The following is a 26430-nucleotide window of genomic DNA, read 5'->3' on the forward strand; positions in this document are numbered from 1 at the left end:
TTGCGTTTTAAAAGATGCAATCTATTTTTGCCCCATTGTTTTAATACCTGTTGAAACAGCTACGTAGCAGTATATGAGTGAAAATAAAGAACAGATTTTAGCAGAACGCCTTTTGAAGAAGGAGGAAGCTGCCTGGAAAGAGCTTTTCGGAGCTTATTCCGGAAATCTGGCTTATGTCTGCTCCCGCTATATCACAGAAAAAGAAGATGCCCATGATGTGCTTCAGAACAGTTTCATTAAAATGTTCCGTTCGATAGAATCTTTTGAGTACAGGGGAAATGGATCTTTAAGAGCCTGGATAACCCGTATTGTGGTGAATGAATCTCTGAAGTACATCAGACAGAACAGTGATTTTAAATCAGCGGTAGAAGTAGAGGAACTGTCTGATATGCCTGAAGAAGAGGAACCGGATTTTGAGGAAATTCCGAGAGATGATATTATGAATATGATCAGATTGCTTCCGGAGGGCTACAGGACTGTTTTCAACCTGTATGTGTTTGAGAAAAAGAGCCATAAAGAGATTGCCGGGCTTCTGAGAATTGCAGAGAACTCTTCTGCATCTCAGTTTCACCGGGCGAAAGCAATGCTTGTTCAGAAAATAAAAGAGTTTAAAACGTCAAAAAAAGCACAATATGAATAATGAGTGGTTAAATAGCCTGCGTAGCAGAATGGAAGACCATGAAGAAGAGGTTCCTGATGGATTGTGGGATGACATCAGAGGTGAATTGTTCTCTGACGAAGAAGACAGGAGCGCTTTGTTCGGAGGGGCTTCTGAATCACAGCATGAAGAAGGCGGGAAGCAGAAGGCAGAAGGTTTACGTTCCATACAGAAGACACTGCTGTATCGTATGACAGGAATTGCAGCAGCTATTGTACTGCTCATTGTGCTGATGAAAATTCTGCCCGGAGAAAAAGAACATAAAGTGCTTGCTCAGAAAAAGACGGATGTAAAAAGTGGAGAAGAAAAAAAATCTGTTCAGAAAGGATTGGAATTTCCCGCCGGGACAGATATTAAAGAGAATATCAATATAAGTTCTGATCATTCTTTAGCTGAAAATAGATTGGATTCAGATACTGAGGAGAAGACTTTAAAGCAGATCAGTTCCGGAAATGTAGGGAAGGATGGAACAAAAAATAATAAAAACATTTCGGAACCCGGAAAAACAGATAGCGGATCAGGAATATTTGTCCCTGAAAATTCTGAATCTCAAAAAATAGCAGCAGGCGAAACAGTAAATAATAATGCTCAGGAAAAACCTGCTGAAGAAATAGTAAAAGAGCAGGTAAAAGAATTATATGTTGAGAATACGAAGAATAAAACAGTAAAACCTCATCAGAAAAGATCGTGGATGCTGAGCATGCTTACTGGCAATGCATCGTCCAACTCTGCAGAGCAGCAGTTTCCAGGGTATGCCTCCATCAGCGGGCAGCCAATGAATGTTGAAGAAGTTTGGACTACCACTGAATACGAAGATGATCCTTTAATGGAAATATTGCTGGCCAACCAGAGCAAGCCGGTAGAAGCACGGATCAGGCATAAGATTCCGGTCACATTCGGGTTGTCGCTTTATTATAACCTGGGAAAAAGATGGGGAATAGGAACCGGTGTGAATTACACTAAGCTGGCCTCTGAGCTCCATTCAGGAAGTGGTACCAATTACATCAAAGGAGATCAGACTGTTCATTATATAGGAATTCCGGTTCAGGTCAATTATAATGTGATCCGGAAGGGAAGGTTCACGGGATATGTTACCGGAGGAGCATTGCTGGAGAAACCAGTATCAGGAAGCATTACAACGAACTACATCGTGAATGATGAGGTGAAAGAAACAATAAAGGAAAAGCTGGATCATAAGCCCCTGCAGTTTTCTGTCAATACCGCTGTGGGGCTTCAGCTGAAAGTCATTGATAAATTCGGGATTTATGCAGAGCCGGGAATAGGGTATCATTTTAAGGGAGATAATGCTCCTAATACCATTTATAAAGAAAAGCCACTCTATTTTAATGTAAAGTTCGGAGTCAGATTGCTGCTTGACTGAATGTAGAGGATGTTTATGAAAATCAACTTAAATATCTATATATGAAAACAAAACTAATTTTTTTAGCCGTTCTATTATTCAGCTTTCTGAATATAAAGGCACAGTGTAATCCTACCATTACCAGTCCCAGACTTGGTGTAAAGATCAAAGGGAGCATCCTGTTCTGTGAGAGTGAAAGTGAAGTGCTTTCAACGCAGACGTACGGAACTTACCAATGGTATAAGCAGCAATGGACGTGGCAGACCCCTAACACCAATCCATGGGTTGCTATTCCGGGAGCAACCTCACAACAGCTTACCATTAGCGGCTCAGATCAGTTGTATTATTTTAAAGTAGCCGTTACCCAGGGAGATTGTGTAGCAGAAAGTCCTGCTATATTAGCAGATGGTTACGCTTACGGCTTGCCTGCCATGATGTCTACCTATACTCCGGGAACTTATGAAGAAGTAGGTATGGGAGTAGTGAATGTATGTGATGGAGCTTCGGTTCAGTTTGATGATGTATTCCCTGCTGTGTATGGGAAGCATACCTGGTTCAGGTGTGTTCCGGGAAGCAATCCTCCGGCATCCAATGATCCGTGTATTATTCCGGGAGTTAACGGAGATACTTATGTTGCTACCCAGACCGGGAAATATGGTTTCTATGCCTGCACGGAATATTGTCCGGAACAATGCTATATGCTGGATCCGCTTACGTTTGTACAGCTTAATTTCGGAAACTGGGAATTCTGCAGTAATCTGAGTACGGGAGAAGTAAAAACGAAGGATAACAACCTGAAAGTGTATCCGAATCCTACCGCTCAGTTCCTTTATATCGGGAAAGAATCAGATAAGAATTACAAAGAAGTTACCATCATAGATATGACCGGAAAACTTATTCTGAAAAAGAATAATCACAAATATAATCAGGGGATCGACGTAAGCAACCTGGTGCCCGGAAATTATATAATCATCTCTAAAAGTGACAACGGAAGCGAATATAAGAACAGATTTATAAAAAAATAATTAAATAATTGAATACGGAAATATATTAAAATTTTGATTGTGGGAAAGAAGTACGGTGCCGGAGAAGAAAGTTCCCTGTACTGTAGAAGAAGGTCAAGCACTATTTTTTAATACTTTGTGTAGAGTAATATCATCCTTGTTAAATGTTGACCTTAGCCGGTCCCCTATGAGGAGCTCCTTCTTTTCGGCATCTGACTTCTTGATTTTAATTTTACTTCTTTATTCCGGATTCAGAATCGTTTAATTTCTTCGTTAGTTTTTAATAATGGTTAGGTCGGTACAAATTATTTTGTACCGGTTTTTTTTTGTAAAGAAAATATTTGTATCAAGACATTGTACAATCTGTTTATAAGGAAGTGTAAAAAGAATGTCTTCAGTTTTTCATTTTCTCCAGGATTGTTGGGATCTTTTCTTCAGTAACAACACCGATAACTTCTTTTACTTTCCCATCCCGGCCAATGATCAGTGACATAGGATACCTTTGTACAGTCAGGTATTCTTTTAATTCTTTTTCTGCATCAGTGATCTGTGCAAACTTATATTGGTGTCTGGAAATAAAGGCTTTTACTTTTTCAGCATTATCATAAGTGATTCCGATAAAATTAGAGTCAGGTAACGCTTCCTGAACTTTATTTAAAACAGGAATTTCCTGTATACACGGTGCACAGGCAGAAAACCAAAAATTAATAAGGCTGGTTCTGCCCTCCAGATAATTTACCGGATACGGTTTTCCGTTTTTATCCCGAAACTTTTCGATGGGAAAATGTACATCGAGCTTGGATTCCATATCAGGAAATGTTCGTAATGCTTTTTCCTGCGCCAGTATTGCAATTGCATTAATAATAAGAAAAAAGGCAAATATCTTTTTCATTTTCATTTTTTTGTCCATTAACAGTTCCAAATCTTTTATTCCTTTAGCGATCTTGTTACGCAGTATTTTAGCATAGAAGCTTTAGTTTCAGTATTCTTGATTGTTCCGTTAGCCCGTGACCACCGCTTAAAATGATCATATACAATACAAAAAATAGTTTTTTACGGTTACTTATTTTAGGTATTAAAAGTAAGGCAATTTTTGGTAATTGGATTTCTATATAATAGTAAATCCATTATTTTTCATTAAGAATGTGTTGCAATATGAATGCTGTTGCTTTTGCATCGTCTAATGCCCGGTGAAATTTAAAATCTTCTTTTATATTCATTTTTTCTAAAACTCTTTCTAAAGAAATTCCGGATGTAGAAATATTTTTTTTTGCCAGCCAATAAACCCCCAATGCCCTGATGTCAAAACCTCCACCAACAAAATATTGATTATAATCTAATCCGAATTCTGTAAATTCTTTCCTCAAAAGTGGTAGATCATAGTATAATCCCCAACCGGCTAAAGTTGATTTATTTTTTTCTCCGTACCAATCTAAAAACAGGGGTATTGCTTCATCAAAATATTTTTCATTTTCAACCATATCATTGGTAATATTTGTAATCTCCGTGATTTCAGGCAGAATGGAAAAATGTTTGGGTTTTATTAATATTGAGAACTCACTTTTTATTTCAAAAGTTTTCTTGTCCAGTTTTACAGCCCCTATTTCTATTATATTGGTTTCATTTATTTCATTTTTTCCAAAAGTTTTGCAACTTCCTTCCAGATCATAAATGACTAAATCACTTGAAAATTTCATAATACAGTTTTTAGATGTTTTTAATTTATCTGCCACTAACTTTTCAAATTAATGCATTGCATTAACCGGATCACTCCTCAAAGGTATATTCTTACTACGTAATCTATTTGCGTGCTGATTATGTATTGATTGATAATTGTATTGCTTTTTCAATGCCTAAATCTTTATTCATGGAGTTTTGTTTTTAGGGAAAACAAAAAGGATATTGTAAGACTCTTATTTTGATGATATTTTCTTTTTTATTCTCTCGTACTTACTGCAAGTTTAAAAAACAGTATGTAATTTTTTGACTATGTTGGAAGAAAAGTTTTTAAAAATCAGAGAGACTGCCTCACTTTAAGACAGCCTCTCTGATTTCGAAAGTTTCGTAATTACGGGGAAAAATTAATCCACAGAATAAGTTGGAAAACAGCCTTTCAAAAATTGCTAAAATTTACCGTTATTATTTTTCCATTGCTCTTTCGGCAGAATCTTTTCTATAACATCCCAATGTTCGGCAATTTTTCCGTTTTCAACTCTGAACAAGTCATAGAAAGCATCGTGATCACTCCCAAAATAGCCCTCACTTACTACCAAAACAAAATTTCCCTGTCCGAGAACTTTATGGATTTTATTATATTTAATAAAAATTCCCTGTTCTGCCAATGCCTGTAATGCGGCTCCTAAGCCGGAAACTTTATCGGGAATACTGGGGTTATGCTGAATGTAGTTATCACCATCAAAATAACCGGCCAACTTATCCATTTTACCATTTACAAGGATGTCATCCACAAATTTGGTTACCAGGGTTTTATTGGCTTCTGTCTTTTCAAGATCTTTTATTTCAACGGGACCATCCGTCATGGTGTGTCCGCTTGGGTTGGGCTTTGATGGTTTTTCCTGAAGATTGTCCCAATGCTCTACAATTTTACCGTCTTCAAAACGGAAAATATCAAAACCTATTTTAGGACCGAAAAAATTATAGTCTGTATGAGTAAAAACATAGTTGCCATCCTGAAAGGCACGTATGGTATTAACCTTCGCAGAATTAGGAGGTAACTGCTGCAAAACTTCTGCAAAGCCGGCTAAACCATCAGAAATAGCCAGGTTATGCTGGATGTATTTATTGGGATTAATGTAACTTACAGGTTCTTTTGCTCCTGTTTCAATGCTTTTTAAAAGTGCAACAACTTTTTCTTTGTTTGAGGGTTCCATATTCTTATCTTTTTTTAAGGTTTCATTATCGCAGGATATTAATCCCAATCCGACACTTAACAGTAAGGCTGCTATTTTCATAATTCTTTGATTTTATGAATACAAAGGTCTGATTTTCAAAACGTAGCCAAAAGGTAGATATGGTCTTTTAAATGATACTTTTACTCTGCTATAAAAGATTCCCGGAATTCCACGGGAGTGCGGGAATCGTGTTTTTTGAAGTATTTTATAAAGTTTGTCAGCTCTTCAAAACCCAGTCTGTAGCTGATTTCTTTAACATTTTCGTTGGTGTAGGCCAGCAGTCTTTTAGCCTCAAGCATTATTCTTTCATCAATGAGCTGTTTAGGAGATTTGCCCAGTATTTTGGAAGTTGCCCTGTTCAGGCGTTTTTCTGTAATATGCATTTCTGCTGCAAAATTGCTGACCTGTTTCCGTTTCATATAATTCTCTTCCAGGATATCCTTAAATCTGATGACATAATCAAGATCCGCATTCTTTTTAGGTTCCGTAAAACCCAGCCTGCTTCTTTCACGATCAGACAGCAGCAGAAAGTTATGTAAAAGATTTCTCAAAAGGTCCGGCTGAAAGGTGTCAGCGGCCTGTAAAAGCTCTTTTTGCATCAATTCAATGAGGATTGTGAATGGTGTTAAATTGTCTTCAACACTGATCTTTGCAATCGTTTTCAAATCATTGAATAGTATAGTACTGTGGAGGTATCTGGTCTGTTCCTCTGTTTTACAAAAAAAATCATCTGTGAAAAGAATAGCCAGCCCGTCAAGATTTTTTCTTTCATCAAAACTGTGAACTTTGTGCTTGCTCAGAAATAAGACTGTATCCGGACTTGTTTCTACAGGTTCAAAATCAATTAAATGGATGTTTTCACTACTCTTAAACCAGACAATATGATAGAAGCTCGTTCTATGCGGAACGGTTAACATTTTTTTGTTTTTTGTATATAAATCCTTGAGTTGAACAATCTCAAATTCAACAGGCAGAGCAGCTTTAAACGAATATTTTTTAATTTCGCCTTCCATTCAAATACTTTTTTTGAAGTCATTACAAAGGTAATATCTTTGAAATGGTATTCATCATGTTTAGGAAACAGTATTATTTCATTATTAATAAGGTTCTCTAAAAACCCGACAGATAAAAAGTAAAAGGCTTTTAATCCTGAACTTTATGATTAATACATTATCATATGCCAAAACAAAAATTTACCTGGCAGTCGTATAAATCCGAAGCATAGATCATAATCCATTTTTATTAAATTCTTTTCCATAATCTCTTTTCCCATAGAAAATATTCCATTTAAGCCTCAGATTTTCAAAATAGTATATTGTTTATTTTTACCTGAAAAACACACCCATGCTGATTAAAATTTATGGCAGCGCCATTCATGGAGTTGCAGCACAGACAATAACCATTGAAGTAAATGTAGATACCGGAGTAGGGTACCATTTGGTTGGTCTTCCGGATAATGCCATTAAGGAAAGCAGTTACAGGATTTCTGCTGCGCTGAAAAATGTAGGCTATAAAATTCCCGGGAAGAAAATCACCATTAATATGGCACCGGCTGACCTCAGAAAAGAAGGTTCTGCCTATGACCTGAGCATCGCTATCGGGATTCTGGCCGCATCAGATCAGATTGTAGCTGAAGAAATCCAGGACTATGTTATTATGGGGGAGCTTTCGCTGGACGGGAGCCTTCAGCCGATAAAAGGAGTGCTTCCCATTGCAATTCAGGCCAGAGAAGAAGGCTTTAAAGGAATTATCCTTCCCATTCAGAATGCCAGGGAAGCAGCCATTGTTGATAATCTTGAGGTGTACGGCGTAGAAAATATCAGAGAAGTAATTGATTTTTTTAATGAAGGAAAACCTATCGAGAAAGTAGTGTTGGATACCAGAAAAGAATTCCATGAGAAGATCAATAATTTTCCTTTTGATTTTTCAGAAGTTAAAGGGCAGGAAACAGCCAAAAGAGCAATGGAAGTGGCTGCTGCCGGAGGACATAATATCATTCTGATCGGCCCTCCCGGAAGTGGAAAGACCATGCTGGCTAAACGGGTACCGGGTATTTTGCCTCCGCTTACGTTAAAAGAAGCCCTGGAAACCACAAAAATTCATTCTGTAGCAGGGAGGATAGGAACAGAAGCTTCATTAATGACAGTACGTCCTTTCCGTTCACCGCACCACACTATTTCAGACGTTGCTTTAGTTGGGGGAGTGTATATTTGCAAAGTAAATGATAATTCGCAAAGTAAACGATAATATTTACAAAGTAGGCGATATTGAGTTTGGAAAATATTTTGTAAATTCTAGTGTATAATATTCTGAAAAATGGGATTAATATAGACTTAGGAAATAACTTTTTTTGGTTTTATTTGTAAATTTGCCACCGCTATGATAAGAAAAAAAGACTATTCTGTTCTTGCCCGTTCATATAATACTCTAAGCTATAGAAATCAGCTTAGAGATTTGGTTTCGGCCTTTTTCAAGACTGAAAAGTACAATGATCTTAATAAATTTGAACTTGCTAAAACGATCAACGATGCCGTTTTCAAACATTATGAGGGTGAGTCAATCTTAAAATATAAGCTTGCAAAAGAGTTTAGAAGAAAAAATTATATTGCAGCTTTTGAAGTAAAGGCTAAATCTAGTCGTACTGATTTTCTGGTTATCAATGGTGATCTTAAATCTTTTGAGGTAAAGTCTAAAATAGATACCCTAAGCAGGCTTAATAAGCAAGTTTGTGACTATGGCGATGTATTCGAATTTAATACAGTTGTTATTGATAAGATTCACTTAAGAAAGGTGTTGGAAATGATCCCTGATTATTATGGTGTTTGGTATTATGAGGGTCATAAAAAGATTATCTTCAGGAATGCTGAATATAGCCCCAACCTAAATTCCGGTGAACAGTTGGGGTTATTTACAAAAAAAGAACTTACTAAAGCTTTTAGAAGTTCTTGTAGGGATGAAATCCTTTCAAATTTTGATTCGGTATCTATTAATAGTGCTTTGAAGAATAACTTAAAGGAAAGGTATCAGGAGAGATGGACATTTGTTACAGAAAACTGGGATGCCATTTTACCAATAGATCTTCAATTCTTTTTTAATACCAACGTAAAGCCTGAAATTATCTATAGTTAATATTTTGTTTATATATTTGTCTGAAAGATTTCATGATTTTCAATTAGTGTTTTTACACAAAATAAATAATGCTCCATTGAAATTCTTTTGAATTTGGCTTGGCTCTTTCCGCTCTCCTGTTCAGAATTAATCCTAAGTAAGGTTTTATAGCCCCAATTTTCCTCAGTCAAAAAAGATGGATTTGCAGCCAACATCCTGCCGGTTGCTCCTGAAGCTAAAACATGTGGAACAATAGTATTTTCAAATTCGCTGAGAGATTTTTTTATGGAAGCTTTATATCCGTAGAATTGGTTTTCTGTAGCATCAAAATAAACAAAGCCTGGACTAATTGACCCGCCTGAAGTCATGTTGTCTTTTTTAATGCCTGCGTAATCTCCAGTAGCATTAACACCAAATGTTTTCATGATATCAGTATCTATCTGGCTATTGTCAGCTTCCAAAATCGGCTGACCATGATCTAATTTTACGTTTTCAATATCATTGATAGCACTTCTGAGTAAAATTTTAGTACAGATATTGAACTTTTTAATTTCTTCAACAATTGGCTTAAGCGGGGGTGTTTTGAAAGCACTTTGTTTGTCGAGATCAATAATAAGGTAATCCTGCGGCTGTATTATTTTTACTACCTGTGGATAATCTTCGTGAAAGGAATTTATATTAATTCTAAAGGCAATTTTTTTATAATTAGGTCTTAGAAGCTCTTCCTGTCTTACTATGGTATCATTTTCACCGGTTTTGGCTAAATATGAGGAAATGACTGGTATTATTTTATGATTTCTGGTTGATAATAAGTTGATATATTCACATTTAGTCTCAAGTTTATTGATTACTTTAAACACAAATTCCACGACCTCCCTTTTCACAGCACCTGTAGGATTAATATAGTTTGGTAGGTCTACAAAAACATATTTAGCTTTTATACTGTCAATAAATGATGTATGAATCTCCTGAAATGATTTTTTGTTATTTTTCCTGTCATGCTCTTTAACAATTTCGATCATTGGATATATATTTTCACCAAAATCAAATGAAGAAAGCAGAAGCCCTTCTTGCTGCCTATATCTAAATGTAGGCATGTAAATTAATTCTTTATCCATGTGTTATTATTATAAATTAGACTTTGACAACTTTAGTATCTGTATCATTCACTTCTATTAATATTGCAGAGTCGAGGTTATTGTTCCATACATTAATATCCAGCCCCCAGAAAAAAATATATCTTGTGTTTTGAGAATTTTTTATACTCTCTTGTGAGTTTTTACCCTTTCCAGTATATACGAGAATCTCATCACCAGCTATGACTTTTTGTGATGTAAACCAGTAGGTATGTCTTACTTTATTAGAAACGGCATATTTGTTTAAGTATGTGTTATCAGCAATTATATATCTTACCAGATTACAATTTTCCTTTACAGAAAGTAAGATTCTTTCGCTTTCATGGGTTCCATGATCAATAATTTCTTTTATTCCTATTTTCATTTTTGTATATATTATTTCTTAATGGCTAGTGCTTTTTTGGAAGTAATGACATCATATTGGATTAATGTTATGGTGTCTCCTCCTTTATCATTTAGGATACAATGCTCAGAGCCCCAATAGCATGCATAGTAATCCTTTTTAGTATCACTAAACTTTCTTTTTTCATTTTTACCTGATCCAATGTAGATTATCAAATTTTCATCTTTTTTCAGATCTATACTTGGTAATATATAAATATGCCTGAATTCGTTTGAAATATTACCATCTGCATCGAATGTGCGATCAACAATTGCATATCCCTTAGTGTTTATGTTACTTGTTGCTTGTAACCAAATTTTCTCTGTATTAGGTGTTGATCCGTTTTCTATTAATGTAATTTCTAATGACATATATAATCTTTTTAATTTTTTATTTCTTCTAGTTGAGTTTCGTAAACATGCATTTCTCCCAGATAATCATTTTCAGCAACCTTTTTAAGAACGAGATAATCCTTACCGCTTTCAGGGTAAACCTCTGACCTATTATATGGGTCTAATGTTTTTTTTTGTGGTTCTTCTTTTGTTGCTACAATGATACACTCATATCCAGAGGCGATTTCTCTAACTTTTTGTCCAATTTTAAATTTCATTTTAATTATTTTAAGTTATAATATCAAAATTGTATCCTAAATTTTTTTAGAGACAATATGTCATAAATGTTTGATATAGATAAAAATACAAGACAAAATAAGTCTTTAATTCGGGATTTAATTACGGGAATCCGTAATTTTTAATGAAATTTTGGCACATACTTAGAAAATAAAATTATAAAAGGACGTTTTGTATATTTGAAAACAAATTAAGATTACATGATAGCAAAAGAATTAAAGCAAATAATCTGGAACTCCGGGAAAAGAGGAGTAGTCGCTTATAAAGGAAAAGATACAAGAAAAGAGTTTGACGAAAGAGTGAATCGGAAGAAATTAGATCAGATCTCTAGTTTTATAGGTAATAAAATCGAAGAAGTAGTACAAATCCTGAGCTAAGAGGTTATATTTTGTTTATATCTATAATATTTTTACAATAAAAATTAAGATTAAAGAATTTAAGAAGTATACATTATTGCTGAATATAGTAACAGTTGCTTGGGTGTTAATATGCTGAATTCCTTAAACAAAGTACGGTGACATTTTCGATATTTTTTTCCACTACCACAGAAACATGAAGATGTTCTCTTTGGTTCCTTTTTTTTTGCAATAAAAAGAAGGAAGGTTGAAATCTTTTCAGAATCTAAAGTTTCAAATTTACTATAGAAAAACTCTTTAATTCCTTCGTTTCCATGGGATCTTTCATGCAAAAAATAACCGTTCAATTCTCTAAATAGTTGATTGTGAAAATATGGTAGAACATATTTAGTAATAAACTTATGTAAACTAATACCTTTTTTGCAGATTAATGTTTCTTCAGGTGGCGTAACTATACAACAATGTCCATCAGGGAATATATGCCAATCTATATTAATCGGAATGCGTTGAGCTGTTTCATAAACTAATGGCAAGTTATTAGGATAGCCATCCTTTACCTCAATTTTAATATTATAAGAATCGATAAACTTTCCTTCCTCGTCTGGAAGATGAAGTCTGCCCTCAATATAAGGATTGCAGGCTTCATCTTCTACTAAGGAAAAGTTAAAAAAATTGAGTTCAAGCCGTTTGGCTTCTTCTATAAATAATTGTCTTGAATTCATTTTGCCCATGGAAAAGATGTTGATGCACCAATTGCAGCAGCAGCAGCTCTAGAAGATGAACTTTGACTTTCATCTTTACCTTCAGGAAATCTCTCTCCCAAATGCTTTCTCCAAAGTTTGCTCGCTTTTAATTCATTTTCTTCTCTTAATGCTTTTTCAGCATCATCAATGAAATCGTTAAGAGCTTTCAAAAAATTATTTTTTCTATTTTCATCATAACTCTTAAACAAATTATCATACGGCACAGCCGGAACCATGCACTCGAATTTAATATTTAAAGCATTCCTAATTTCTTTTAAAATATCTTTAAGAGTTATGTCGTCTCTTTGGTTCAGGACAATTTTATTCTTAGCATTAACTGCTAAAATGGTCATCGCTAAACCGCTTGGCATTTTATTTCTAAGATTATCACACCAAGCCTTTAGATATTTAACTGTTGAAATCAGAATACCTTCTTTATCTTTATTTGAGTTGAACCAATCTATAACAGCTTTTGGATCACTTCCTTCGAAACCGTTATCTTTTACAGCTATCTGATAATCTTCTCCATCTACTTTATAATACACAGGATGATCTATTTCGTAATCTGAAGTAAATATTGTTCTGATGCATTTCTTCCTATGTTCGCTGGGTGTAGCCGTATATCCGTTCACAGCTTGATGTACCCATTTTTGTAAAGTTGTTGCAGAAACATCCGGTTGTCTGAAAAAGTAAACTCCGTCATCTAAATCACAGATGTCGTCTTTTGTTCTGATACCTGTCTTCATTTTGTATGAACCTTGAATATAGAATTTAGGCTCATAATCTGGATGATTATCTTTGAACCATTTTCTGATTCTATCTCTTAGTTTTGTTTTGGAACTCGTCATTTTGCTGTTTTTGTGAGAATCAATGGAAATAGATCCATTAAATTGCTTAAATAAGTTGTTACAGTTAGCCATCACGGTTTATTTTAAAAAGTTTATTATTTTAGGTAAATTTTTCTTTGAAAGTTCATCACCGATTGATTCTAAATTCATCAGTTGTTTTTTTGAGGATTCATTCAAATCAATGGTATCACTACCCATATCATACTGAACTCTCAGATATTTAAATCCTTTATCTTTTAGTGTTCTTTGAAAAAAGTCGATATATTGTTCTGTGATCTGAGCCTGACTATCCAAAATAATATCTAAAAGTCTGGGCTTTGGTATTAGCCAATACCAAAGATCTTTGGGTTTCCAATTTGATTTAATAATGTGTCTTCCTTTTCCTGTTCCAAGTGACAATAATTTAATTTGCGAAAATTCGTAGCCCATTTTATCAGTTGCCTCTAAAACTCCTATCAATGAGGGGTTATTTGCGAATACTCCGCCATCTATCATATTGATATTGTGACCTTTTCCAAATTTATTCTTATAGGAAAATGTGTGGGGAGGGAAATATACCGGCGCAGAAGCGCTCGAAAGAGCAACCTCGTGTGCAGGTAATTTGTAATCTCTTACAAACTCGGGGTTATGTTTGGTTTTTAACACATTTATCTCTCCCATTCCTCCATTAAAAGTAGGGATGCAAACATTTGTTTTCAAATCATTCATTAGCGGTTCAACACCGCTATTTGCTTCAGTATAAACATCCTTAAGTTTCTTTCTAAGAAATTTATTACTGTACATTGAACCTGCTAATATTCTAACTTTGCTGGGTAATATTTTTAAAAACCATTTTGGGAAAATAATTTTAGCATTGTCTTTATAAAACTCTAATAACTTCGATGCAGGAATTCCCAAAGCAATTCCTATTGCTAGAATTGCTCCGGTTGATGTTCCGCAGATTAGATCAAAATGTTCGTATAGCTTTTTTTCTGGATGTTCTTCTTTTAACTTCTCTTCCAATTCTGCAAGAACCTTGGCGGGAATTATTCCTCTGATACCACCTCCATCTATAGAAAGTATTTTAATTTGTTTAATTTCTTCCATATATATAATTTTAAAATGAATCTCCACATATAGCCCACCAATTATTTCTATCCCAAGTGGTAGAAAAACACCTTTCCAATTTGGTATTTAGTTTTCTACAGATTTTATTGGCATCACCATTAGCGTCATGCGCAGTTTTGTTAGGATGGTATAAGGTCGTATTAGGTAAATAAATCCATTCACAGTTTTTTACACCACGTACCTTATCTTGATACCCTAATAATTTCATTTCATTTTTAAATTCAGTATGTTTTCCTGAAATGTCGTAAGTAATTATTATTTCCATATTTTTTTAAATTTATATTTCGGATTCGATCCTTTATAGTATATTAACCCTAAAATTTAAAATCCCCCCGCAAGTGTAAAATTTATTTTTTCGGTTAATATGGAAATAGGACAGTATTTTAAATCCAATCAAAGAAAAATATCTAAATTAAATGATAATGATTGGAGAATTGCATTGAAAAAATGTAAGGAACATATACGATACAGGTTGTTCCAAAAAACATTGTATGGAGCACATACTTCATCAAATCTTGGCAAGGATCCATTTCAATACTATATGGATATTGCTTGTGATAAAATATTATTTGGAGATTGGGAATGGCAGGATAAATTTGACTTAGCTGAGCAACTAATTAGAATAATAAACAGTTATATAAGTAAAGAGGTTGATAAATATAGTACGAATAAGGACGAGTCAATAAAATATGTTGATATTGAAGATGAGTTTTATCAAACTCCTTACGAAGAATCGGATGATATACAAGAAAATGAATATAGTTCCCGTTTAGCTATTATAGATAAGGCAGTGAAAGGAGATCTTGAATTAGAAATATTGTGGGAGGCGATAAAAGAGGGGAAAAAACGGGTAGAAATTGCAGAGTTACTTGAAGTAGATAGTAGAAGAGTTGATAAACTTCGAGAGAAGTTAGCATTTAAAGTAAAGCAAATAAAAAAATTAGAAAAGTAATATAGAATGAAGAATCATAAGCAGAGAGAAAATTTAAGTAATCTTTATGGCTTTTTCATGGAATCTAATTTTCACCGAAGCGATGAAGATGTACTTTCTCAATTAGAAGAGCAACCAGATAGTCAAATAGAAGATTTTCTGAGCCAAATTAAAAAAAAGCAAGTAAGACTGAAAGCATTAAAAAATAAGTTGTTTTTTGACTACGTTAATGAGAAACTGATCGAAATAAGACAAAAGGGATTGGAGGAGTTACGAAAAATAATACCTGCAAATGAGCAAATAGAGTTTGCTCCGTTATTTAGTAAATATCAGGAATTATCAGAATCTGATTATCGTGATATTGTTGAAGATCAAGATTTTTTAAAACTCATGGAATATTTGCAAGACAAAGAAGAATAATATGAATTCAATTCAGCATGCACAGAATTTACTTTCAGAAATAGGTTGGGAGTCTCCTTCGGATTTTACTTTACTTGAAATTGCAAATTACCTTAATATAAATATTAAAGAAGTACCTATATCGGGTTCACAAGGTAGAATTCTAATTAATGGCAATTCAGCAATTATTACTATCGATTCTGGCCTAACTCATGAGGGAAAAAAGAATTTTGTTATAGCACATGAGATTGGACATTTTTTAATGCATAAAAGCTTAATTTCTATTTTTTCGGACACAGAAAAGACTCTTTCTGACTGGCATACTAAAGGGCCTCATGAAAATGAAGCTAATTCTTTTGCAACAGAATTATTAATGCCTTTTGTTGCATTTAAAAGCTTCATCAATAAAAAAAAACTTTCTCTTAATTTAATAGAAAAAGCTTCAGAATACTTTAATACTTCTATTCTTGCAACGTTTCTCCGATATGTCGATATAGGTGACTTTCCAGCAATGGTTGTCTATATGGAAAATAATAAGATTATTTGGAAAAAGCATTCACATGACTTTCCTCTTACTTTCCTGAACATTGGTTCACAAGTTCCTGAATATACTGTTGCTGGAGATTATTTTACTCGTGGAAATAGAGAAGAGAAACCTGAAAAGATAGAAGCTATCGAATGGTTTGCCAATGATTTTAATATAAAATATAACAAAAATCTTATTTTATGGGAGCAGTGTTACAAAGTTTCTTCAAAAGGACTAATTTCTTGCATATGGACAGAATAAAAGTTTAGAAGGTTTAACTCAAGAATTACTTATACTATTCCTTTATGCTTATAGTTACAGAATCGCTTATCAAATCAAAAAAAATAACAAATAAAGTATGGTCATCTATGTGGAAACTGGATAAAATGGCTATGTATTACTAATAACTACCAAAAATGAATACATTAATGAAATATTTAGAAAATTCAATTCAAAAGTTTAAAAGTGATGCACTAGCAAAAATAATTTATGATGCTGCAAAATACCTTATTGGTGCAATTGTAACTTACAGCATTTTAAAATTTATTCCCGAGAATACAACATTTGGAGAGTTTCTTGCGAAGAAAATCAATTTCAGCATACTGGAATTTATCCTAATACTATTGGTCGTAGTTTTTCTTACAATAATTGTATATTTTCTTTTGAACAAGAGAAGGTTCAAGCTAATTAAACTCGATTTACAAACAGACGAACTAACTGGTCTACCAAATAATAGAGCATTAAGTGAGGATTTACCAAATGTAATCTCGTGGGCGAAATCCGAAATGAAACCATTTTCAATTATTTTAATGGATATAGATGATTTCAAAGATTTTAATACAAAATATACTCAGAGTACAGCCGATAAAGTGTTAGTTAAATTTGGAACTCTCTTAGCTGCCGACAATAGGATTACAGATAAAGTTTATCGACAACACATTAAAGGTGACGAATTTGTCATTATTACTAAGGATACAATTTTAGAAAATGCTGTAAAAGCTGCAAATAGAAAAAGAGAAAATATTGCTAATACTGGTATACAAATTCCTGAATTAGGTTTGTTTAATTTAACTGTTTGTTGTGGGGTTGCGGAATTTAACCCCAAAATAGATGATGAGAAAATGATAATTGATAGAGCATTCGAAGCAATGAAAATTGCTAAAGGAAAAGTTAACAAAAACTCAACAGAGTCTTTAGTGTAAAATAGAAGCAAATAAGTAGATCCCTATATAATTTACAAGTTTGGTGGAGTTGTCATTTTTATAATTCAAGAGATTTATAGAGTCTCACAAACGATGTGAATGGAAGAAAATGATCCAAAAGTCCTATGGGTTTTTATCTTTCGGGTAATTATATTCTATTGAATTGAATTATGAAAAGCAATGTATTGATACAATGAGAAAGCTATTAAAATATATTGTAGAAAGTCCGGAAATATTTATTGAGTTTATTGATCAGGCTCATTGTAAGTACTAGGAAGTGATAATGATTTATTAACTCTTTGCTTTGTTTTTCTTTTAACTTTTATTGCTTTTATATTAAGTACAAGAAATTGTTTTAAAATATAATCTAAATCCTCCTCTTTAACTTTTAGAATAACCTTCATCATTATTTTCTGATTAAAATAATTGTGTTAATGGTTTAATATTTTTTGTTTTTCAACTTCAAACTCTTCATCATTGATAATTCCTGAAGTGCGTAGTTTATTTAATTTATTGAGTTGATCATATTTGTCTAAAACTACCGTATTTTTAGGTTTATTCTTTATATGAATAACATTTTTACTTGAAAAGGCTTTTGCAAATGCCAACCACCAACCATATACCGTCCAACCAAAAAATAAATTAATTAGTAAAACACTGAAAAATTTGAATCTTAATATATAGACTCTAAATAAAGCAATTATAGTTGGAATAAAATAGATAAAGAGAATTATTTTGACAAATGGAAACTCTCCAGTATTTTGACTCGTGGAAGTTAGTATTGCTAACATATTTGTTATCGATATTATAATTTTAGGCTATTATTTAGGTTCTCTTGTTAAGAGAATGGGTTCAAATATAAAACATTTAAATAAAAAAGCTACTAATTAGATACATCTTTTTAGTGGTAACATAAACGGAGCTTATTTCCAAGCTTTGTATTCTCTAATTGAGATTACATGGAGGAAAAAGAATTTTTAAAAGAAGAAGTCTTAAAGAAACTTGGCAAGAGGATAAAAGAGATTAGGATAGCTAAGGGTTATTCAAGTTACGAATATTTTGCATATGAGCATAACATATCCAGAGCTCAGTATGGACGATATGAGAAAGGTGAGGACTTGAGATTTAGTACCTTAGCAAAGGTTATAAATGCCTTTGGGATGACTATGAATGAATTTTTTGCTGAAGGGTTCGAAGACAATGAGTGTTAATATATAAACACGATCTTTAATAATCATTGTATAATTAACATGAAATTTTGGATTTAATCAAGAAGTATTTTACAGTGATTATCTAACTTTAAAAAGTTCAAATATTTGCTTTAAGCACTAGGATTAAACGAATAATTTCGTTATTTTATCTAAAATATTATGGTAGCATAAATCTGAAACTCTTTTTTCTTCTACAGTTCCATCCTCTCTTTTTGTTTTCTTTTCAAGACGGGTCCCTCCATTGTTATAGTTCGTGGAGCTGCTAAATAAAAGTCCATCTGATTTTTTTTCTAACTTTCTTATTTTCTTCCAATTGTAATTATTATTTGCTATTATAATAATGAAATTATTAATTTCATCATGCGTAAAGTTATCCAAAGTAGATTTGTGAACCAATTGAATCCTTTCATGGAATGCATCGTCAATCAGTAACAGTGAACGCTTGGATAAGTCAGTAATAGTAAAGATTATTAAATCGTTATTTTCATTCATAAATTCTTCACAAGAGTATGTTGCCCTAAGCTTTTCAACAACAGAATGTAACATAAAGAATATTTTGTCCTTATCAATTTTATTGTTCGTTTTATCTTCTTTACTACCTGATGTTTCTGCTCCAGGAGAATCAGGATTGGGGTTTTTTGTCTTGAAAGTTCCAAAATCTGATAAGGGTTTAATAATTGGAGTACCTGAGCTCGCTTTTTCACTTAATTTATACTCTATAGATATTTGTACAATCTTATTTAAAAGATTAAGCCCAGACTCTATAAAGTTTTTAGAAAGATTAGGATTTTTATCATCATTAGTTACAGTGGTGTTTTTATTTTTATTCCCTGGTTTGAATCTTTTACCCTTACCCGTATTATCGTTATTACCATTATCATTTTTCTCACCGGAAGAATAATCAATAAACTTAACAGTATCTACAGTGTATAAATTGCTAAAATTGTGAGAAGAAGTAATGTCAATTATCTCAGTAACAATAAAGTATTTTTTGCCATCCCTATTTATGTAGTAACCTTTGGTCTCCAAATAAAGCTTTTCTTTTATTGGGACTTTAAAACTATATGAAATACTATTGGGATTGTTTAAAATTTGTTTATATAGATTAGCTTGTGTGTTAATTAGATTGTACCACAAGTAATCATCTTTTGAGAATAGAAAAAAAGCTAATGACTTAGCTAGTGCTTTTGTAAGTTGATCACCCCTTTTTCGTACAGATATTTCGCCAACCTGAAGATCTTCTTGTTGTATAATACGCCATTTTATGAGATCTTTTAAGTCCCCAAAATCATTACAGAATAGATTCTTGATTAGTAGTGAATTAATTAAATAGAAGGCTTGTCCTATAATAATTGATGGAACAATATACGTTACTGGACCTGATTCATAGCTGCGCTCAAATTCATAGTATTGGCAACCTTCAGATTCTTTACCAAACTCTAAATTAGAGCTTGGATTGTATGTTTGAAATTCAATTTCATCATAATTTTCTAACCAAAATGAACGTTTGTAAACTTTATTATTTAATTTTTTTGAATCACTATCAAAATTATCTCCTATTTTAAGGAATATCAAGCTTTCAATATTATGGTTCCGATAAATATGAGATTGTATCTTCTCAACTTTAAATCCATCTACATACTCTGGAATAATATGTGCAAATTCTATTTTTGTATTGGTTTCTAAGTCAGAGCTTTGTAGTCCATTAGGGAAGTTTGTTATTTTGTAATATCCTTTGTTAATATGTGGAAGTTTAAATTGAAAATCCATATTTTTTTATATTATTTTGTGTGATTAGGTTAAATTACATTGACGTTTGTATTCCTTTATAGCATCTCTGTATTTTGGATTATTAATATATGCTTTTTTAGGAATCATATTATGATCCAGCCAATATGCCTGACCCCAAATTGATTTATGCGTTTTCGGGATTCGATATTCATAAATTCTTTTTTCTTTTTCAAGTTTTTCCAAGCAGGAATTTATATTTGTTTGACAAAAATTTTCTTCTTTTATTGTGTTGGAAAGACAATGGAATATCTCATTTTCAGAGAGGAATTTATTTTTAAATTTGAGTAAATTAAGTATCCTTTTTTCTGTTGAAATTAGGGTAGTGTCTAACTTATAATTGAAGTTTGTAGTATTTTGATTATGAGTTTGTAAGCTGTTTTCGTCTTTTCGATTTGTAAAACTTAATCCAAAGAGATTTTTCATATTAAACAGGCCGAAATTTTTTTTCAATTTTTCACTCAATTTTAGCATAATATATTTCATTATTAATTAATAAATTTTTATATTTGCTACAAGAAATAAGGGGATCGGATAAAAGAATTTTTCCTTTACCATTATTTATGTAACTTATAAGTCCGTTAAAGTAATTCGAGCTACGATTAACGGATTTTTTTATTTCTATACTATTTCATTTACTTTTTCGTATTTCGCAAATATAATTAATTTCATTTAAATTGCAAACTTTTCAATTTAAACGCACGTACCGTATGAATATATAGTCAAATTAGACTATATATTGTTTATATTGTTTGTATTGTTTGTATTGTTTATGAATTATCTATTGGTGTGTATTTGTGGGTGAGATTTTTTTGAATTGCTTGCTATGCTTGAGATTATAATTTTTAGAAATTATTCAGTGATTTGATCTAAATATTTTTAAATATATTTTCAAATGAATATGGAAGTATATGATCCTTTTTAAATTCACTTAATCGTAGATTGTGCTTCTGTATTAGAAACTGGAAAAAAGGGAAGTCTTCAATAATCCTAAATGCCGTTTCAAAAATAATTCTTCTATTGGTAATTGACCAGAAGTACCAACTTCCGTCTTCGATAGGTAGTGGGCCAAATTCAAATTCACAAGCATTTCTAAGTCTTCCCCAAGTATTATGTTTGCGACTTATGAGCAAAAGTATAATATGTAGTACTTTGAAATAGCTGAAGCTGTACTGGAATTCTTTAGAGTATCCATCTTTCACTATAGAATTAATTTTTGTCTGAAGTAAGATTTGGGAATTATTGGCATCTTCCCAGTTTGAGGAAAGTGAAGCTGTACAAAAATAACAGGTATCGAGTGGGTGAGCTTGGATTTTATGTTTATTTCCTTGTTCCAATCTATGAAATGATATTCCATTACCACAAGATTCACAACAATCTTTTAGTAAAATTTTGCAGTCAGTACAAAAGTAGGAAATTGAAAGTCTCCAGGCCTTTTTGTAATAAGGTTTTTTTCCAATACAACTAGGACAATACAAAAGGCTTTTATTTTTTCTTTTCCTGTGGTAAATTCCAAAAGGAAGAATTCCCTGAGTATTCCCATTCAAGTTTCTCTGTTCAAATAGTATTGTTTCGTAGGAAGTCAGAAATAAATTTTCAACATCCTGATCTAAAAGTGGACTATTTTCAACTATAACTTTTTTTAAGTAATCACTGGCGCTATTGTCAATATCTCTATTCCAGAGCTGTTCTTTGCCAAAATAATACTTTGCGAAGGAATGACTTTTTACTCCATGGGCTTGTGATAGTCTAAAAAACCAACTTGTAAAAAGTTCATCCTGATATGGTGGGGTATAATGTGCCCATATATTTTTATCTAATATTTGAATGTGTGGCATTATAAATTAGCTCTTCGCAAAATTTTCTTTCTATCCTCTGGAGAAACGTATTCAATATTATCCAAAATTTTGTGATCAATTTTATTGAGCCCACTATTAAGAGCAAGCTCGGCTGCTTTTACTAAGATGGTATTTATTTCTCCGATCAGACCATCTGACATTGCTAAAATTCTTGATGCCATTGAGTTCTCAGCAAGATATGACGGGTTTTCAAGAGGGAGAAGCGCCTCATAATTTACGAGAAACTGTAAGTATACTTCATTCATTTTCCATCTTTCCAGTATAACTGTTTCAAACCTATTCGAGAGTTGGGAATCAGACTGAATGACATTGAATGCATCGCGAATACCTACACAGATAATTGGAATTTTTAGTTCATTGCTTAAATACTTTAGAACATTCAAAAATATTCGTTGTTTAAGAGGACTTCCTGCAAGAACATGATGTATTTCATCAACGATAATAAGTTTTACTTCTAGTTTCTTAAACAAGGAAATAATCCTTCTTTGTTTTATATCTGGACTTTCACTTTTTATTATTGGTGCATTGAGAATTTGTAGAATCTTATTATAAAAGCTCTTCTCATCGGGTTCCGCCGGTGCCTGTACAACAAGCACTGGAGCGATAACAACATCATATTCTCCTTCCCGGATATATGGATTGTTTTTCTTATAAAACCTATTAATCAATGCTGTTTTTCCATTGTTTGTTTCTCCAACAATCAATAAATTAGGCATTCGATCTACCGTTGGGTAGTTTTTAAGGTCGTCCAATTTTGCTAGTATTTTATCAGCATTAGGATAAGGAATCCATTTTTGTTTTCTTAAATGAAAGATTTTTTCTTCTAAGCTTCCACTTAAAACAAGCTCCTTGGTTTTAGTTGTCAAATGCTTCATCATCTAAGTTTTCAAATGGTTTTAGTGTGAATTCGTTTTCAAAGTTAATCTCTCTAGTATCCGAAGTTTGAGTTTTGTTAACCTCGGATAATTCTAGGTCATTATTGACTTTTGTAATATTTTCCAGGAAATTTTCTTTGCCATTGAATTCTTTTGTTATCATCCTTCTGGAATTCTTGGAAAGTCTTTTAGTTGCTTTAATTGCTTTTAATTCAATTTCTTCCAGCTTTTTATAGCTTTCAAATATATGTGCCTCATTAATAGCCCCGGTATTATCTTCTTTCCATTTTTTTACTGCAGCTCTATACTCCCACACTGACATAGGAGGATAGCGAGTATCTCTGTAAGGTATTTCAAAATATTCATTTAGGTCCGGATCAAAAAAATAGATTACGCTTATGTCTTTAGGATTTCTTCTAAATGAATACTTCTTTAAATTCTTATTGCTATTAGGGGTAGCAATGTATTTTCTTAATACTTCATCATAATAATGAATATGATCGATCACAACTCCTGTTGCCTGTATTGTTCTTTCTAAATAAGGCATAAAGTCAAGTCTTATCTTTCTTTCATCATGGAAACGTGGGGGAAGTCCCATACCTTTAGTTTCATTATTACCAAATATTCCTTCAATATATTTTTCTTCAGGAGTCATTCCAATACCAGAATGTATAGTTTTATGATATACATTGACTATATAAGTAACTATCCATTTCTCAAACTCTGCCAGCGTGAATGAAGCGTGTTTTTCAGATTTATAAGTTGAGCGTTCCTTCGTGTTTGAAAATGTTGTGCCTGGGAGATCATGGACTGCTTTTGAAAATGAACCAAGAAATCTTTCAATATGTCCTCCATAGTGTGGAGTAGCTACAGGGCGGAACTCAAGATTAATACCATAATTTTCACATGCTTTTTTTAACATAATTCCTCTAAATTCTTTTGCATTATCAACATGAATAGTTTCCATTACGCCCCAACATCCCCACGATCCATCAACTCCTAATTTTTGAAGATATGTTTCTTTTGGAAGTATTGCATTTGAGATACAAAGACCTGTCCCCATAGCTCCGGGTGGATCAAATGAAATGTTGATTCCTAAAATCATCCGACTGTACACATCAATGGCAACAGTCAAATATGGCCTATTAAAAGGCTGACGAAATACTTCATCAACAAGTATTATATCTACCGGGGTATGGTCAATCTGTACGACTGATAGAGGATAATGAGCATGTGGGAAATTTCCTCTTATTGGCCTAAATTTATTATCAGAAATTTTTTTACCATAACGTTGTTTGACCTTTTCCTCTTCAGAAATCTCGTTTATACGTCTTCGTATTGTTGTTGAGTGTGGCATTTGTATGTCCAGTTTATTACATTCAAATGCAATTGCTCTAATAAGATAATTAATAGATTTTCTAAAGGATGTCAAGTATATTTCATCGATACATTTCTGTATTATTTCTTCTTGCTCTGGAGATAGTCTTGATTTTCCCCGGCCACCATTCTTTTTTTCTCCAAGTAAGGATCCTATGCTCCCTGTCTTATCATACCAACGTATCCATCTGTATATTGTATTGCTAGTAACCTTTGCCAAATCAGCAGCTTGCTTAACAATATACTGATCTCCTCGGTTTTCAAGAACCGGACGGATAATCTGAAATCTTTCCTGTGCCTTTTCCCACTCTTTATCAGTGAAATCCAGTAAGTCTCTATTGTTGGATTCCTGTTTTGAATCAGCAGGGTAGACGTCACCAATATTAACCGTATGTATTATTCCGCTTTCTACTTCTTCAATACTTATACGCTTAATATCGATATTCCTTATAATAGTACATGGAATATCATTATAAACTACTTGCTGACCTACATTCAGATAAAAAATTTCCTGTTTCATTTTGTATAAGAATTTTCATAAACTTCATCAAGCCATATTGCAGAATCCATCGTTAGAGGATGCTCCCAAATACACCGTATAATATTTACTGAAACCATATACCACATATAATATATAAGTTCCATCTGTTTATATTTGTCTCTCGCACACACTTGGATGAGTTCTCTTGGTGTTGTACATTGCAAATCGCACATGTTTTTTAAAATGAGCTGTATGTCCGGATGACTATGATCAAATTTGTTTTTCTTATATCGATATAAAAACTTACAGTTTTCAAGATACTCAGTTCTGATATCATACTCAGTGAGTACTTTGAATTCATATCCATTCTTTTCACAAAATTCCTCAGCTGCTTTAAATTTGGGTTGGTAAATCGCTGAGTTCTTTTCCAGGTCTTCTTTGTATTTTATTTCGATAAGTAGTGGCTTTGCTCCCTTTGACGCAAACCGATAATGCCAGTAAAATAAAAAATCAGGAGTGTAAGAACGTTGTTTTCCCTCAGAATCTGAGTAATAAATAGTAACTGGCTGCTCGTGATAAGATTCGATAACCCAATCCATTTCTAATAGAAATATAAAATCTCTTTCCAAAGAAGATTCAAACTGAACTTCTTTATTGGTTTTAGCACTGAAAAAGCTTCCTGAAAGTGAGCTGTGTTTTAAGCCAATTTTTCTCACCTTATTTTGTATGATTTGTACCATGTAAGATAAGAATTTAAATTTGTTTGCGTCTACTTTGCAACTTTTTATGCAAAGTAGACGATAATATTGCCGTTTTTTCCATGAGTATTATCATTTACTTTGCAAATATACAGGGAGGAAGTTATCCCCAACCCGGAGAAATTTCTCTGGCTCATAACGGTGTATTATTTCTGGATGAAATGCCGGAATTTAAACGGACGGTGCTGGAAGTGATGAGACAGCCTCTGGAAGACCGTGAAGTAACTATTTCAAGAGCAAGATTCACCGTCAATTATCCTGCAAGCTTTATGCTGGTTGCTTCAATGAACCCCAGCCCAAGCGGTTTTTTTCCTGATGACCCCAACAATACTTCTTCCGTGTATGAAATGCAGAGGTATATGAATAAGCTTTCCGGACCGCTTCTGGACCGGATATACATTCATATCGAGGTACAGAAAGTAGAATTTGAGAAGCTTTCTGAAAAAAGGAAAGGAGAAAAAAGCAAAGAGATCAGAGAACGAGTATTAAAAGCAAGAGATATTCAGAATGAACGGTATAAAGATCTTACGATCAGCTGCAATGCCCAGATGGGCCCGAAAGAGATCGAAGCCTACTGTGATCTGGATGAAACATCCTTCAACCTTATCAAAATGGCGATGGAAAAACTCAACCTTTCGGCAAGAGCTTATGACAGAATTCTGAAAGTGGCCCGGACGATTGCAGACCTCGAAGGATCAGCAAAAATACTTTCCCATCATATTTCCGAAGCCATACAGTACAGAAGTTTAGACCGTGAATTCTGGAATGCCTGAGCAAAGT

General features: G+C 33.1%; 29 protein-coding genes and 2 pseudogenes. 12 read left to right on the forward strand and 19 right to left on the reverse strand.

Annotation, left to right across the window (positions count from 1 at the left end):
- Positions 1-73 precede the first annotated feature (73 nt).
- Genes BBI00_RS16670 through BBI00_RS16680 form a run of 3 tightly spaced genes read left to right on the forward strand, consistent with a single transcriptional unit; the run spans position 74 to position 3043 of the window.
- The gene (locus BBI00_RS16670) at positions 74-640 is read left to right on the forward strand and encodes an RNA polymerase sigma factor (protein ID WP_065399998.1); all 567 of its coding nucleotides are present in this window, start codon (positions 74-76) and stop codon (positions 638-640) included.
- Positions 633-2039 (forward strand): outer membrane beta-barrel protein, encoded by a 1407-nt coding sequence (locus BBI00_RS16675; protein ID WP_065399999.1) that lies wholly within the window; start codon positions 633-635, stop codon positions 2037-2039. Before BBI00_RS16670 ends, BBI00_RS16675 begins: the two co-directional genes overlap by 8 nt.
- A 41-nt stretch (positions 2040-2080) precedes the next feature.
- Positions 2081-3043 (forward strand): T9SS type A sorting domain-containing protein, encoded by a 963-nt coding sequence (locus BBI00_RS16680; protein ID WP_065400000.1) that lies wholly within the window; start codon positions 2081-2083, stop codon positions 3041-3043.
- Positions 3044-3416: 373 nt separating this feature from the next.
- On the opposite strand, the gene BBI00_RS16685 is transcribed toward BBI00_RS16680, so the two are convergent.
- The 4 genes from BBI00_RS16685 to BBI00_RS16700 all read right to left on the reverse strand — a co-directional run bounded on the left by BBI00_RS16685 (position 3417) and on the right by BBI00_RS16700 (position 6947).
- The gene (locus BBI00_RS16685; protein WP_165602551.1) at positions 3417-3914 is read right to left on the reverse strand and encodes a TlpA family protein disulfide reductase; all 498 of its coding nucleotides are present in this window, start codon (positions 3912-3914) and stop codon (positions 3417-3419) included.
- A gap of 235 nt (positions 3915-4149) precedes the next feature.
- Positions 4150-4719, reverse strand: a complete 570-nt coding sequence (locus tag BBI00_RS16690) for a 3'-5' exonuclease (protein ID WP_123843922.1) — start codon at positions 4717-4719, stop codon at positions 4150-4152.
- A gap of 426 nt (positions 4720-5145) precedes the next feature.
- Positions 5146-5994, reverse strand: coding sequence for a nuclear transport factor 2 family protein (locus tag BBI00_RS16695; protein ID WP_165602552.1), 849 nt, complete (start codon positions 5992-5994; stop codon positions 5146-5148).
- Positions 5995-6074: 80 nt separating this feature from the next.
- Positions 6075-6947 (reverse strand): helix-turn-helix domain-containing protein, encoded by an 873-nt coding sequence (locus tag BBI00_RS16700; protein ID WP_065400003.1) that lies wholly within the window; start codon positions 6945-6947, stop codon positions 6075-6077.
- Between the two features lie 331 nt (positions 6948-7278).
- Here BBI00_RS16700 and BBI00_RS16705 point away from each other — a divergent pair.
- Positions 7279-8136: pseudogene (locus BBI00_RS16705) on the forward strand (YifB family Mg chelatase-like AAA ATPase); the annotation flags it as partial.
- A gap of 177 nt (positions 8137-8313) precedes the next feature.
- Positions 8314-9063 (forward strand): sce7726 family protein, encoded by a 750-nt coding sequence (locus BBI00_RS16710; RefSeq protein ID WP_065400004.1) that lies wholly within the window; start codon positions 8314-8316, stop codon positions 9061-9063.
- A gap of 8 nt (positions 9064-9071) precedes the next feature.
- Here the strand turns inward: BBI00_RS16710 and BBI00_RS16715 are convergent, their stop codons facing one another.
- Genes BBI00_RS16715 through BBI00_RS16730 form a run of 4 tightly spaced genes read right to left on the reverse strand, consistent with a single transcriptional unit; the run spans position 9072 to position 11170 of the window.
- Positions 9072-10160 carry a beta family protein gene (locus BBI00_RS16715; RefSeq protein ID WP_065400005.1) on the reverse strand — a complete coding sequence of 363 codons (1089 nt, stop codon included), beginning with the start codon at positions 10158-10160 and terminating at the stop codon, positions 9072-9074.
- Positions 10161-10176: 16 nt separating this feature from the next.
- On the reverse strand, positions 10177-10542 hold the full coding sequence (locus tag BBI00_RS16720) for a hypothetical protein (protein ID WP_065400006.1): 366 nt from the start codon (positions 10540-10542) through the stop codon (positions 10177-10179).
- Between the two features lie 11 nt (positions 10543-10553).
- Positions 10554-10931 (reverse strand): hypothetical protein, encoded by a 378-nt coding sequence (locus BBI00_RS16725; RefSeq protein WP_065400007.1) that lies wholly within the window; start codon positions 10929-10931, stop codon positions 10554-10556.
- Positions 10932-10942: 11 nt separating this feature from the next.
- A complete protein-coding gene (locus BBI00_RS16730; RefSeq protein ID WP_065400008.1) occupies positions 10943-11170 on the reverse strand; it encodes a hypothetical protein in 228 nt (75 codons plus the stop codon).
- A 219-nt stretch (positions 11171-11389) separates the two neighbouring features.
- On the opposite strand from BBI00_RS16730, the gene BBI00_RS23410 reads away from it, so the two are divergent.
- The gene (locus tag BBI00_RS23410; protein WP_165602553.1) at positions 11390-11566 is read left to right on the forward strand and encodes a hypothetical protein; all 177 of its coding nucleotides are present in this window, start codon (positions 11390-11392) and stop codon (positions 11564-11566) included.
- A gap of 59 nt (positions 11567-11625) precedes the next feature.
- Here BBI00_RS23410 and BBI00_RS16735 read toward each other — a convergent pair whose 3' ends face one another.
- Genes BBI00_RS16735 through BBI00_RS16750 form a run of 4 tightly spaced genes read right to left on the reverse strand, consistent with a single transcriptional unit; the run spans position 11626 to position 14508 of the window.
- A complete protein-coding gene (locus BBI00_RS16735) occupies positions 11626-12276 on the reverse strand; it encodes an SEC-C metal-binding domain-containing protein (RefSeq protein ID WP_065400009.1) in 651 nt (216 codons plus the stop codon).
- Positions 12264-13208: a cyclic GMP-AMP synthase DncV-like nucleotidyltransferase gene (locus tag BBI00_RS16740; RefSeq protein ID WP_065400010.1), complete on the reverse strand. Its 945-nt coding sequence runs from the start codon at positions 13206-13208 to the stop codon at positions 12264-12266. Before BBI00_RS16740 ends, BBI00_RS16735 begins: the two co-directional genes overlap by 13 nt.
- A 6-nt stretch (positions 13209-13214) precedes the next feature.
- Positions 13215-14222: a CBASS cGAMP-activated phospholipase gene (locus BBI00_RS16745; RefSeq protein WP_065400011.1), complete on the reverse strand. Its 1008-nt coding sequence runs from the start codon at positions 14220-14222 to the stop codon at positions 13215-13217.
- Between the two features lie 10 nt (positions 14223-14232).
- Entirely contained in the window at positions 14233-14508 is a 276-nt protein-coding gene (locus BBI00_RS16750) for a hypothetical protein (RefSeq protein WP_065400012.1), read from the reverse strand.
- 99 nt (positions 14509-14607) lie between these two features.
- Between BBI00_RS16750 and BBI00_RS16755 the strand changes: the two genes are divergently transcribed.
- The 4 genes from BBI00_RS16755 (at position 14608) to BBI00_RS16770 (ending at position 17301) form a co-directional block, all read left to right on the forward strand.
- Positions 14608-15195 (forward strand): hypothetical protein, encoded by a 588-nt coding sequence (locus tag BBI00_RS16755; protein WP_065400013.1) that lies wholly within the window; start codon positions 14608-14610, stop codon positions 15193-15195.
- A gap of 6 nt (positions 15196-15201) precedes the next feature.
- Positions 15202-15594, forward strand: a complete 393-nt coding sequence (locus BBI00_RS16760; RefSeq protein ID WP_065400014.1) for a hypothetical protein — start codon at positions 15202-15204, stop codon at positions 15592-15594.
- 1 nt (position 15595) lies between these two features.
- A complete protein-coding gene (locus tag BBI00_RS16765) occupies positions 15596-16360 on the forward strand; it encodes an ImmA/IrrE family metallo-endopeptidase (RefSeq protein WP_065400015.1) in 765 nt (254 codons plus the stop codon).
- 167 nt (positions 16361-16527) lie between these two features.
- Positions 16528-17301: a GGDEF domain-containing protein gene (locus BBI00_RS16770; protein WP_065400016.1), complete on the forward strand. Its 774-nt coding sequence runs from the start codon at positions 16528-16530 to the stop codon at positions 17299-17301.
- Positions 17302-17732: 431 nt separating this feature from the next.
- Here BBI00_RS16770 and BBI00_RS23510 read toward each other — a convergent pair whose 3' ends face one another.
- Entirely contained in the window at positions 17733-18092 is a 360-nt protein-coding gene (locus tag BBI00_RS23510) for a superinfection immunity protein (RefSeq protein ID WP_065400017.1), read from the reverse strand.
- 168 nt (positions 18093-18260) lie between these two features.
- Between BBI00_RS23510 and BBI00_RS16780 the strand changes: the two genes are divergently transcribed.
- Complete coding sequence (locus BBI00_RS16780) at positions 18261-18512, forward strand: helix-turn-helix domain-containing protein (protein ID WP_065400018.1); 252 nt, start codon at positions 18261-18263, stop codon at positions 18510-18512.
- 123 nt (positions 18513-18635) lie between these two features.
- Here the strand turns inward: BBI00_RS16780 and BBI00_RS16785 are convergent, their stop codons facing one another.
- The 6 genes from BBI00_RS16785 to BBI00_RS16810 all read right to left on the reverse strand — a co-directional run bounded on the left by BBI00_RS16785 (position 18636) and on the right by BBI00_RS16810 (position 25632).
- On the reverse strand, positions 18636-20282 hold the full coding sequence (locus tag BBI00_RS16785; protein ID WP_065400019.1) for a hypothetical protein: 1647 nt from the start codon (positions 20280-20282) through the stop codon (positions 18636-18638).
- Between the two features lie 24 nt (positions 20283-20306).
- Positions 20307-20786, reverse strand: coding sequence for a hypothetical protein (locus BBI00_RS16790; RefSeq protein WP_065400020.1), 480 nt, complete (start codon positions 20784-20786; stop codon positions 20307-20309).
- A 383-nt stretch (positions 20787-21169) separates the two neighbouring features.
- Positions 21170-22138, reverse strand: coding sequence for a TniQ family protein (locus BBI00_RS16795; protein ID WP_065400021.1), 969 nt, complete (start codon positions 22136-22138; stop codon positions 21170-21172).
- Positions 22138-23037 carry a TniB family NTP-binding protein gene (locus BBI00_RS16800; protein WP_083988558.1) on the reverse strand — a complete coding sequence of 300 codons (900 nt, stop codon included), beginning with the start codon at positions 23035-23037 and terminating at the stop codon, positions 22138-22140. The genes BBI00_RS16795 and BBI00_RS16800 overlap by 1 nt, the downstream gene beginning before the upstream one ends.
- A complete protein-coding gene (locus tag BBI00_RS16805; protein ID WP_065400022.1) occupies positions 23015-24931 on the reverse strand; it encodes a helix-turn-helix domain-containing protein in 1917 nt (638 codons plus the stop codon). The genes BBI00_RS16800 and BBI00_RS16805 overlap by 23 nt, the downstream gene beginning before the upstream one ends.
- Positions 24928-25632, reverse strand: a complete 705-nt coding sequence (locus BBI00_RS16810) for a heteromeric transposase endonuclease subunit TnsA (protein WP_065400023.1) — start codon at positions 25630-25632, stop codon at positions 24928-24930. The genes BBI00_RS16805 and BBI00_RS16810 overlap by 4 nt, the downstream gene beginning before the upstream one ends.
- Positions 25633-25733: 101 nt before the next feature.
- On the opposite strand from BBI00_RS16810, the pseudogene BBI00_RS16815 reads away from it, so the two are divergent.
- Positions 25734-26423, forward strand: a pseudogene (locus tag BBI00_RS16815) (ATP-binding protein); the annotation flags it as partial.
- Positions 26424-26430 lie beyond the last annotated feature (7 nt).

Source organism: Chryseobacterium arthrosphaerae, assembly GCF_001684965.1.
In the GTDB taxonomy this organism is placed as follows: domain Bacteria; phylum Bacteroidota; class Bacteroidia; order Flavobacteriales; family Weeksellaceae; genus Chryseobacterium; species Chryseobacterium arthrosphaerae.